7 protein-coding genes are annotated in these 11,051 nt (G+C 55.7%); 5 read left to right on the top strand and 2 right to left on the bottom strand.

The annotated features are described in order from the left end of the window. Positions 1-73 precede the first annotated feature (73 nt). From NP596_RS17200 to NP596_RS17180, 5 genes are all read left to right on the top strand, one after another. A complete protein-coding gene (locus tag NP596_RS17200) occupies positions 74-937 on the top strand; it encodes a F0F1 ATP synthase subunit gamma (protein ID WP_256616622.1) in 864 nt (287 codons plus the stop codon). A gap of 341 nt (positions 938-1,278) precedes the next feature. Beyond that, positions 1,279-2,568: an amidohydrolase family protein gene (locus NP596_RS17195; RefSeq protein ID WP_256616621.1), complete on the top strand. Its 1,290-nt coding sequence runs from the start codon at positions 1,279-1,281 to the stop codon at positions 2,566-2,568. Between the two features lie 151 nt (positions 2,569-2,719). Next, complete coding sequence (locus tag NP596_RS17190) at positions 2,720-3,325, top strand: hypothetical protein (RefSeq protein ID WP_256616620.1); 606 nt, start codon at positions 2,720-2,722, stop codon at positions 3,323-3,325. A 477-nt stretch (positions 3,326-3,802) separates the two neighbouring features. Continuing rightward, positions 3,803-4,858 carry a response regulator gene (locus NP596_RS17185; RefSeq protein WP_256616619.1) on the top strand — a complete coding sequence of 352 codons (1,056 nt, stop codon included), beginning with the start codon at positions 3,803-3,805 and terminating at the stop codon, positions 4,856-4,858. 34 nt (positions 4,859-4,892) lie between these two features. After that, a complete protein-coding gene (locus NP596_RS17180) occupies positions 4,893-9,308 on the top strand; it encodes an ABC transporter substrate-binding protein (RefSeq protein ID WP_256616618.1) in 4,416 nt (1,471 codons plus the stop codon). 200 nt (positions 9,309-9,508) lie between these two features. Here NP596_RS17180 and NP596_RS17175 read toward each other — a convergent pair whose 3' ends face one another. Together NP596_RS17175 and NP596_RS17170 are read right to left on the bottom strand one after the other, a co-directional pair. Next, positions 9,509-10,462, bottom strand: coding sequence for a 5'-nucleotidase (locus NP596_RS17175; RefSeq protein WP_256616617.1), 954 nt, complete (start codon positions 10,460-10,462; stop codon positions 9,509-9,511). 341 nt (positions 10,463-10,803) lie between these two features. Then, positions 10,804-11,051: hypothetical protein (locus NP596_RS17170; protein ID WP_256616616.1), on the bottom strand; the 248-nt coding region annotated here is incomplete at its 5' end.

Genomic DNA, 11,051 nt, shown 5'->3' with positions numbered 1-11,051 from the left:
GACACGCTGACCGGCGAAGACCGCGCCTCGATACTGCGGGCGGCGCGGCAAGCCCTGGATTCCGGAGAGGCGGATGGAGACCGAACAAACCCTTAGACGCCGCATCAAAACCGTGGGCGATTTGCATGCCATCGTCCGCACCATGAAGGCGCTGGCCGCGGTCGGCGCCCGCCAATACGAGGCTGTACTGAATTCCCTGGACGACTATACGCAAACGGTGGAACTGGGTTTGCAGGCGGCATTGCGCGGCAAAGTATTCGATCGGCCGGGGCGTCCGCCGCCGGAATCGAGTATGGCGGCCATCGTCTTCGGTTCGGATGTGGGATTATGCGGCCGCTTCAACGAAGATCTGCTCGGCTTTGCGCTGGCCGAAATGAGCGGATTACAGGCACCGCAAGCCGAACGTACGATTTTGGTGGTCGGCTCGCGTATCCATGCCCGGCTGAGCGAACTCGGCCATCCGCTGGCGGGCGCCTGCCCTACTCCCGGTTCGGCGGCCGCCATTACCGGGACGGTCAGAGAATTGCTGGCCTACATCGACGCCTGGCGGGAGCAAGGGATAACGCGGGTTTTGCTGTTCTACAGCCAGTCCTGCGCGCCCGTTCTGCTGCAACTGCTGCCGGTCGATCCGCGGCAATTCAGCCGCTTGAGCCGTAAGCCCTGGCCTTCCCGCGCGCTACCCAGCCACGGCCCGGACGCCGAACGCCTGTTGGCCGCCTTGATCCGGCAGCATCTGTTTATCCGCCTGTTTCGGGCCTGTGCGGCATCCTTGGCTTCGGAACAGCAAATGCGCCTGAGAACCACCCAGGCGGCCGAAAAAAACATTCAGGAAAAACTCGACGAGTTGGCGGCGGAATTTCGCATGCGCCGCCAGGACGCCATCGACGCCGAGTTGCTGGATATCGGCGCGGGCTTTGAAGCCGTAAATAGCGATTAGTCCAACGCATATTGCCGGAGGCGGGAACGCCGCCTCGGCTTCTTCCCCGCAACACAACCGGCCGTAACCGGGCCGAAACCAACCAACGCATACCCGTGCGAACCGCCCGATAAACGGGATTTACGTCCCGATTTCAAAGAAACTCCGTTAAGCATAAGAAACAATCCCTTAGCCATATGAACGCCCCTGGCAATTCGATTGCCGGGGACTTACCATCGCTACCGGTTGCAACCCTAAAATAAAAAATTTCAACCACTTGATTTCATTTATGAATCCATCATGAAGCACATCGAGCTTTCATTTTGAAAATACCGAAAATCCATCTCCAAGGAGGAGTGTATATGAGACCGACCCATAAACTGTTGAATGTAAACTATTTGGCCCTTGCCCTGTTGGCATGCCAAGGCGCCAGCCTCGAAGCGGCAGCCGCGGCGCCCCCTATATCTTGCAAATTACTCAGCGCCGATCGGGTATTCGATGGCGTGGATGTGCAATTCAACAAAAGCGTGCTGGTGGTCGGTGATAAGGTGCAGGCGATCGGAAATTATGCCGATCTCAGCGGACAATGCGCCACGCGCTATAACCTGGGAGACGCTACCATTTTGCCGGGCTTTATAGAATCCCATGCCCACATTACCTTTCAAAATGTCGGCAAGGATAAAGTATTGGAACACGGCATCACCACCGCGCAGGATACCGGCGGTCCTTTGCTGCCGCCGCAAGGCGGCAACGGCAGTTTACGCCTGCTGAGTACCGGGCCGATTCTGCAAGCCCAAGGCGGTTATCCGCTGAATATCTTTTCGCCCGACGACAGCGTCGGCGGTTACGATAAAGTCGGTCTGGCCATTGCGCCCAGCGCCACGGAAAGCGAAGTCCGGGCAATTGTGCAGAATTTGGCCGCTAATGGTGCTTCCGCGATCAAGATTGCGCTGGAAGTGGGCGGAGAAGCCGGCGCGCCCTGGATGATGCCGCACGGACACGGCGAGGTGCCGGCCGCGCCGTGGAATATATTGTCCCAGCAACAAGTCGGCTGGATTGTCAGCGAAGCCCATCAATTAGGCAAAAAAGTCCTGGCGCACGTGGGCGAAAACAACGGGTTTCAGATTGCCTACGGTGCCGGCGTGGATACGCTGGCGCACATGCCTTGCGCCGCGCTCGATCCCATCCTGCTGCACGAAGCGGTACATGACGGCATGAAGTTCATCAGCACCATCGACACACTGGCGTCTTGCGGCCAAGGCCTGTACGACAACGCCCATGCCGTCGGCCACGTTTATCAAGATCACGCCGCCGACGGCCTGGAGTTTCCGTTAATTTACGGCTCCGAAATTGCCCACGACAACGTACCCTGGGGTGCCAATGGCGAGGAACTGCACCTGATGCTGCATTTGAGCAGCGGCGAAACCATCGAATTTCCCGACGTGTTGAATGTACTCAGGTCGGCAACCTCGGCGGCGGCGGCGCATTTGGATACGGGCATTCAAGGCTTGGGAACCTTGACGGCCAATGCGCCGGCCGACGTCATTGCCGTTAAGGGTAATGCGCTGGAGCGCTTCAAACTGCTGGAATACCCGGATTTGGTCATGTCCGGCGGCAAATTGGTGATCAATAAATTTTCGCCGACCCGCTAACCATCGGTTCAATCCGTTAACCGTCCGGGCCACGGCGTTTTCCCGGCCATAAGCGGCATGCAACACTGAAATAGGCGTTGCAAGCCGCTTTCCCGACCCCGGAACCGGATGCCATCCTAATCGTACCTGCTTGCGCCATAGCGCCACTACCATGAAAAAATTACATTTTGTCTTGCTATATCTTGCTTTATCCTGCTTTCAGATCAATACCGCCCAGTCCAGTGTATTGTCTTTCGACGATGTCACGGAAGACGCCGAAGCAGTCGTCGCCGGCGGTTACGGCGGCTTGAATTGGTCGAATTTCTGGGTACAGAATCCTGTCTTGAGCCAGATAACCGATTTCGACTCCGGCTTTTACAACGGCGTGGTATCGGAGGGCTATACGGCCTTCAACGCTAACGGCGAAACCGCCGAGATCCGGTCGGCTAACCCGTTCGATTTTACCAGCGCCTACTTCGCGGCCGCATCGCGCTGGGGCCTGGAAATCACCGCAACGGGTTACAGAAACGGCAGCCAGTTGTATCAGATACAGTTCGCGGTCGATACCGATGCCGCTCAACTTCTTAACTTTAATTTCATAGGGATAGACCGGCTGGCGTTCGTTGCCGCCGGCGGCGATGAGTATCTCGGCGCAGGGTTCCATTTCACGATGGACAATGCCTCGATCGACACTGCGCCGGTACCGTTACCCGGTGCGGCATGGCTGTTCGGCTCGGTAATGGCGGGCTTCATCGGCCTTAAGCGCCGTAACGCATAACCGCCGAGGCGGGGGCCGGCTACCCGGGTTCCGCCTCTTGCCATGGCTGGCGCCTCAGTCTCCGGCCGTGGCTGTTTTTGTACTATAGACAGCTCTCACTCCAAAAAACCCACCGCTCAAGCCGGGACGCGATTCAAACCGAGGCGCAAAATAAACCATTCGCGAAGAGAAAAAGACGCAGGCTTGGTTTCTTACTCCTTCTGCCGCGCCGAGACCCGACTTTTAGACGGCTTCGCGTAGCGTTTCAATCATAGAGCGGCTCGGTTTAAATCGCCGCCCAAGCCGGCAACGGTGGCATTCCTCGCTTTTATCGCCTAAACTTCGGAAACCGTAACGCCGCCATCCGGCTTTCGCTCCGCGGCAAGGCCGGCGCATCCGTGTTGATGCCCCGCCCGGTACCGTGTCGGCGCATCGAGCTTTCGGTTGCCGTTCGTCCAGCTTCCAGGAAAGACTTTCGCAAACCAGGAAAATCACATTATGTTAAAAAACAGCCGTATTTTGATTGTCGATGACGTCGTCGATAATATTCGGGTAGCCATGAACATCCTTAAGGAAGGCAATTACGAATTTACCTTTGCGAATGACGGTACCGAAGCGTTACGGCTGATCGCGCAGGAGCCGGACAGTTTCGATCTGATCTTGCTGGATATAATGATGCCCAGCCTCAACGGCTTCGAAGTTTGCCAAAAACTGAAGGAAACCCCCGCCACGCGGGATGTTCCCATCATTTTTTTAACCGCAAAGGTCGACGTGGACTCTATAACCAGGGGCTTCGATCTGGGCGGAGTCGATTACATCACCAAGCCGTTTCATGCCAGCGAACTGCTGGCCAGGGTCAAGACCCATCTGGAGCTGTACCATGCCAGACAAGTGCTGATAAAACACAATCTCGACCTCACAACCAAAGCCAGCTTCGAAAAAGTCCGCCTGTTGAGCGAACTGGAAGACAACCAGAAAGAGATGATTTTCATCCTGGCCGAATTGATGGAATCCACCTCGGACGAAACCGGCAAGCACATCAAGCGGGTGGCGGAAAATTCGGCCTTGCTGGCCAAATACCATCCCTGTCTGACTGAAGAAGACATGGAAATTCTCTATCACGCCTCGCCGATGCACGACATCGGCAAAATGACCATTCCGTTGGAGATTCTGCACAAGGCCGGCCGCTATACCGAGGAGGAATTCGTCACCATGAAGCAACACACCTCCAACGCCTACCAATTGCTCTCCCATTCCAACCGCAAGCTGATCAAGGCCGCCGCCATCATCGCCCACGAACACCACGAAAAATGGAACGGTAAAGGCTATCCGCGCGGCTTGAAAGGCGCGGAGATTCATATTTACGGCCGCATTGTCGCGCTGGCCGACGTGTTCGACGCCCTAACCCATAAACGCCACTACAAGGATGCCTGGGATATCGATAGCGCGGTCAACTACATTATCGAACACCGCGAAACCCAGTTCGACCCGGAACTGGTGGATATTTTTCAAACCCATCTGGACGAATTCATCGCCATCGCCCAGTCTAAATAATCGCCGCGGCGTTTTCCGGCATCGGGAGTCCCTGTTGCATATCCGTGCCTTCGCCACCGTTCGTTCCCTGCTAACGCTTCGCTTGCCGATACTGGCATGGCTGCTGATGGCGTCCTGGCCCGCCGCCGCCGAACTCGACAAAGTCAGCATCCAGCTCAAATGGCAACACAGCTTTCAATTCGCCGGCTATTACGCCGCCATCGAGCAAGGCTATTACCGCGACGAAGACCTGGACGTCAGTCTGAAGGAAATCGATTTTAAGCAGGATTTCGTCGAGCAGGTCCTGCGCGGCGAATCCGAATATGGGGTTTCCGACAGCACCCTGCTGATTTATCGCTTGAAAGGCGCCCCGGTGCTACTGGTAAACCAGTTTTTTCAGCACTCCCCGCTGGTTTTCCTCTCCCGCCGCGAGTCCGGCATCGTCAGCCCGTACGAGATGGCGGGCAAAAAACTGGCCTTCAACACCACCAATCAGGGCGATGCGTCGTTAAACGCACTGCTGCTGAAAACCCTGGGCGACTTGGCTAAAGTCGAGGAAGTCGAATTCGGCGATAGCGTGTATCGGGATTTCGCCGCCGGCAAAATCGATGTGGTATCCGCCTATTCGACTTCGCAACCGTTCTTGCTGAGGGAGCAAGGCATAGAGATTAACGTCATAGACCCGCAGAATTACGGTATCGACTTTTACGGCGATAATTTCTTCACCACCCAAAAAGAGCTGGCCGCACATCCGGACCGGGTCGCCGCCATGAGCCGGGCCACCGTCAAGGGCTGGCAATACGCCTTGGAGCACCCCGAGCGCATCATCGAATTGATCGGCAAACGCTATAACCCCAATCTGTCCGAGGCGCATTTAAAATACGAGGCTGACGCCACCCGCCAGATGATAATTCCGGAATGGGTGCCGCTCGGTTCCATAGATCCCGGCCGCTATCGCATGAGCGCGGAGTATTACCGCAGACTGGGGTTTACCGAAACCACAAGCGTGGACAACGATTTTTTCTATCGCCCCAGCCTGCTGGAAGCGGCCGTATCGTTGCCCTTGAGCGCGGAGGAAAAGGCCTGGATCCGCGAGCATCCGCTGGTGGTTTACGGCGCGGAAAAGGACTGGCCGCCCTACGACTTTGTCGACGGGCAAGGCAAACACAGCGGGTTCAGCGCGGAACTGCTGCAACTGATAGGCCAATACAGCGGCCTGGTATTTCAGGCCCGGACCGGCGATTGGGAATCCTTGCTGACGCAAGCCAAGGCCGGCGAAATCGACCTGCTGCCGGCGCTGTTTCATACCGAAGAGCGCGCGGCTTACCTGGACTTTTCCAAGCCTTACCAGCAAATTCTGGCATATTTTTTTATTCACGAGTCGGTACAAGCCCGTAACCTGGAGGATTTGAACGGCAAGACCATCGCCATCCCCAAGGGTTTTGCCCAAATCGGCGAAGTCAAACAGCGTTTTCCCCAGTTAAGAATTCTGGAAACCGAAAACCTGATGGCGGCGATTCAGGCGGTGCTGGAAAGAAAGGCCGACGTGTTGCTGGAGACCTATCCGGTGATGAATTATTTGCTGCGGCAAAACAGTATCGGCTCCATCCGCCCGTTCAAGCCGCTGCCGTCGGGCGAGATTCGCCACCTGCAAATGGCGGTAAACCGGGACAGGCCCTTGCTGTTGTCGATCGTGCAAAAAGCCCTGGAGGCGATTCCGCCCGCGGAACTGCAGAACCTGAGCAACCGCTGGCTGGGTTACGCCGAGTCCCCGCGCCACGATTTCGAACTTAACGCCGCCGAACGGCAATGGCTGGCGGAACATCCGCTGATCCGCTTCAGCGGCGACCCCAGCTGGCTACCCTATGAAGCATTCGACAACAACGGCCGCTATATCGGCATCGTTTCCGAATATTTACAGTTGATAGAACAAAAGCTCGGCATCCAATTCGACATCGTGCCGGTTGGCAGCTGGCGGGAAGCGGTCGATAAAGCCAAGCGCGGCGCTATCGACGTGCTATCGGAAACAGTCGATTCCGATTTGCAGTCCCAGCTATCCTTTACCCAGGCCTATTTGAGCAGCCCGGTGGTTATCGTGATGCGCGATGACGAGGACTATGTCGACAACATCGGTCAAATCAGACAGCGCCGGCTGGCTGTCATCAAGGACTATGGCTACAACCCGGCCATTTTTCAGGCCTATCCCGACATCCGCTTTAAAACGGTCGACACCGTTCAGGCCGGTTTGACGGCGGTATCCACCGGTCAGGTCGACGCTTTGCTCTGCACCCTGGCGCAAGCCAGCTACCATATCGGCGACCAAGGCATTAATAACGTCCGTATCGTCGGCAAAACCGAATTCACCACCCAATTGGGCTTCGGCATCCGCCAGGATTACGCCCCGCTGGTGGCACTGTTCAACCGGGCCTTAAACTCTATCAGCCAAAGCGAGCGGCAACGGATAGGCGACCATTGGGGCAAGGAGCGTTTCGCCGCCCGCACCGACTATTGGTTACTGGCGAAGATCGTCGGTGCGTTTCTGATTGCCCTGCTGTTGATCGTGGTTTGGAACCGCAAGCTCAGCAGGGAAGTTGCCCGCCGCAAACGCAGCGAACAACAGGTGCGCTTGTTGAACCAACGTTTCGCGCTGGCCGCCGGGGTGGTTTCGCTCGGGGTTTGGGAGCTGGATTTGACCGCACCGAGACGCTTGATTTTCGACCCCAAAATGTTCGAACTGTACGGCATGTCGCCAAAGCAACCGCCGGATTTCGACGACTGGCTGCAATACCTGCACGAGGACGACAGACCCTTGCTGCTGCGCAGCATCGAAAAACTGCAACAAAGCCGTTGCGAAGACCACATCGAATTCCGTATCGTCCGCCCCGACGGCGAAACCCGCACTATATACTGCGGCGCCCGCAGCGTCGAGGCGGACAATGAACCGGTCAAAATCACCGGCGTCAATTGGGACATTAGCCAACGTAAACAAATCGAAGCCGCCTTGCAAAAAGCCAAACAGCAGGCCGAAAACGCCAACCGGGCCAAATCGCAGTTTCTGGCCAATATGAGCCACGAAATCCGCACGCCGTTGAACGCGATCATCGGCTTTACCGAGTTGCTGAACGAGCAGATCAAGGAAGACCGGCTGAAATCCTTCGTCAAAACCATCCAAAGCGCCGGACACAATCTGTTGGCGCTGATCAACGACATTCTGGATTTATCGAAGATCGAGGCCGGCAAACTGCGCATCGATAAAAGCGCCTGCAATCCGCATGGTTTGTTCAGCGAACTGGGGCAAATTTTCATGATGAAAATGCGCGAGCGCAATCTGGACTTTATGCTGGATATCGACCCGCGCATCCCGGAAAACCTGTTGCTGGACGCCACCCGTCTGCGGCAAATTCTGTTGAACCTGATCGGCAATGCGGTCAAATTTACCGAGCAGGGCCATATTCGCCTGCGGGCCAGAATCGGCAACGAAGACCCTATCCGCAGCAAACTGGATTTGTATATCGATGTCGAGGATAGCGGTATCGGCATTTCGCCGGATCAGCAACAGCAAATTTTCCAGGAATTCGAGCAACTGGAAGGTCAGGACGTGCGCAAATACGGCGGCACCGGCCTGGGCTTGGCCATCAGCAAGCGCTTGACCGAGATGATGGGCGGGGAAATATCCCTGGTCAGCGCGGTGGGCAAGGGCTCGACCTTTACCCTGCATCTGAAGGGCGTGGATATTTCCTCGCTGGCGCCGGAAGCGGAAACCGCGCCGTCAGGCGGAAACATCCGCTTTCACCCGGCCAACGTCTTGGTGGCCGACGACATCGAAGACAATCGCAGCCTGCTGCGGGAATGCTTTGCCGGCGGCCCGCTTGTCGTGTCGGAAGCGGAAAACGGCCTGCAAGCCGTAAACAAGGCCGAGCAAGGCGGCATCGATTTGGTGCTGATGGATATCCGCATGCCGGTGCTGGACGGCTACCGGGCGGCGGAACGCATCAAGGCATTTTCCGACATCCCCATCATAGCCCTGACCGCCTCGGTGATGCAGGACGAATACGAACGCGCCAAAAGCGAGCATTTCGACGGCTATTTAAGAAAACCGGTGTTAAAAGCCGATTTAATCGCCGAACTGAAACGCTTCCTGCCGTATGACTTGATCGAGGAAACAGTAGAGGCGGACGACGCTTTAAAGCTGTCGCCGGCCGAATTGCAGGCCTTGCCGTTGGCGCTGGCCGCGCTGGAAAAGCTGGAGGACCGTTGCCGACGGATCGCCAAAAACAACAACATGACCGAAATTGAAGCTTTCGCCGCCGACCTGCTGGCGATTGGCCGGCAACACGCGATTACCGCCGTCGTGGAATTTGCCACCCAGTTACGCACCGAAATCGATTGTTTCGATATTACCGCCATCAAACAATCGTTGCACGCCTACCCGGAACTGTTGTCGCGCTTGATCGCCCGTAGCGGCCGCTGACAATATAAAACCGCTACTGGCTGACGCCGGATAAAAACGGCGCGAAGGTAACCGACTCGAGGATTTCGTCTTCAAAGCCGTTTTCGGTGCAGGTCTTGCCGGCCTGCCCTGCCGACCGGAATCGCCATTACGCCGCCGACCGGCGGGGACATAAGAGCACGACGACTACTCACCGGTATGTTGAAGCCGGCTTGGCGCCGTCATTTTTTATTGAGCGGCGAATCGCTGGCATGGGGGACTTTTCCCGACGGCACATATTTTGATGCCTCTTCGAGATGCAGGTCTTGATCGTCAAAGAAAATATGCGGCCTGAAAGCCCGTAGCACCTTCGACTTCTCGAGACCGCCAAGAAAAAATACTTCATCCACATAGACACCCCAATGGCGCAAGGTTTTAATGACCCGCATCTCCGCCGGCGCATTTCTCGCCGTGACAATGGCAATCCGAACGGGAGAAAACTCCACGCTAAACGGTAATCGATCTTGCAGGCGCGACAGTTTTTTCAGCAAGGCGGCATAGGGCCCTTCCGGCATGGGGACATCCTGGTTTTTATCTTCGTTGGTCTGAAAGCTGCCGAGTCCTTCCGCTTTGTAGACGATCTCGCTGCTATCGTCGAACAGAACGGCATCGCCGTCGAAAGCGATGCGCACCTGCCCCTCGGGAATTTCGCCAAGATCGATAGGCGGATTTTTGACGATGGCCGCGGCGCAGGTTTTGCCGTCGATCACTTTTTGGGCATCCGTGATATTGGTGGTCAGGAATAAGTCGACATCGTAGGCATCCAGGTAATCGACGACCGATTCGCCGCCGGTAAACGCGTGGCGCGAAATCGGCATTTTTCTATCCCTGATGTTATTAAATACTCTGACACCGGTTTCCGGGCTATTGCGCGACATGACCACAACCTCGATGAGCGGCGGCTCTCCCGGCGTTTGATATCTGTTCAAATCCAGTAGCGCTTTGACCAGCGGCATCCCGGTTCCATCGGATAATGGCAGGTTTTCCTTGGCAAGCATGTATTCGCGATAGTGCTGAATCGCGGTGTCTTTGTCTTCGGCGTATTTCGAGCGGAACACGGCATCCGCTTCGCTCAAATCAAACAGAGCTGTAGAGGTAACGCCTATGACTAACGTATCGGATAAATCCAATGCCACACTATTTCCTTCCCCGCCGGATCAATAGCAACCGACTATAACCGGTAATTGCCTGCTGTCAATTTTTTCGATGTAGGAAGTTTTGTCAGGAATGCGGCATTGCAAGAGTAAGGCCCCCTTCAAGCCCCCCCTGATAATCGCAGGGTCAACGCGGCATCCGGCATTTAATCGATTTTCGCGATAGCGAAGCGTTATTTACACATAAATTAAATACCTCGCGGGCACAAAAAGAGTTCCCATCGGGCTAGCGCTGCGCGTGCTTAAAAACCGGTCAAACGACATTTCGACTTTGAAAAATTCAGGTACGGCTGGGCAAGGGGAAATCTCGGGGCGCTTTTTCATCAACCTGTAAATGACAAGTTTATAGTATTTAGCAACCCCTTTATGTCTTTTTCGACACTATCAATAACAGCCTTGTCTTTGCCGTCGACCGCACATTCGGCGACAACATAATATTTTGCTGGAACACCGGCAATCTTTTCTTTGCCATTTAAGGTGGTTGTCAGGGTAAACGCCAGAGTATCGTTATTACCTTTTGGCCCAAACCAATGTTTGTACCTGATTTGCCAAGCGGTATAGATATTGTTCT

Source organism: Methylomonas rivi, assembly GCF_024505165.1.
Classification (GTDB): Bacteria; Pseudomonadota; Gammaproteobacteria; order Methylococcales; family Methylomonadaceae; genus Methylomonas; species Methylomonas rivi.
This window is presented reverse-complemented; position numbering and strand designations above follow the sequence as displayed.

What these genes read in the sequence shown, in the direction of transcription:
- NP596_RS17200 (WP_256616622.1), top strand. Translation starts at nt 74, where the DNA reads ATGGAGACCGAACAAACCCTTAGACGCCGCATCAAAACCGTGGGCGAT.
- NP596_RS17195 (WP_256616621.1), top strand. Translation starts at nt 1,279, where the DNA reads ATGAGACCGACCCATAAACTGTTGAATGTAAACTATTTGGCCCTTGCC.
- NP596_RS17190 (WP_256616620.1), top strand. Translation starts at nt 2,720, where the DNA reads ATGAAAAAATTACATTTTGTCTTGCTATATCTTGCTTTATCCTGCTTT.
- NP596_RS17185 (WP_256616619.1), top strand. Translation starts at nt 3,803, where the DNA reads ATGTTAAAAAACAGCCGTATTTTGATTGTCGATGACGTCGTCGATAAT.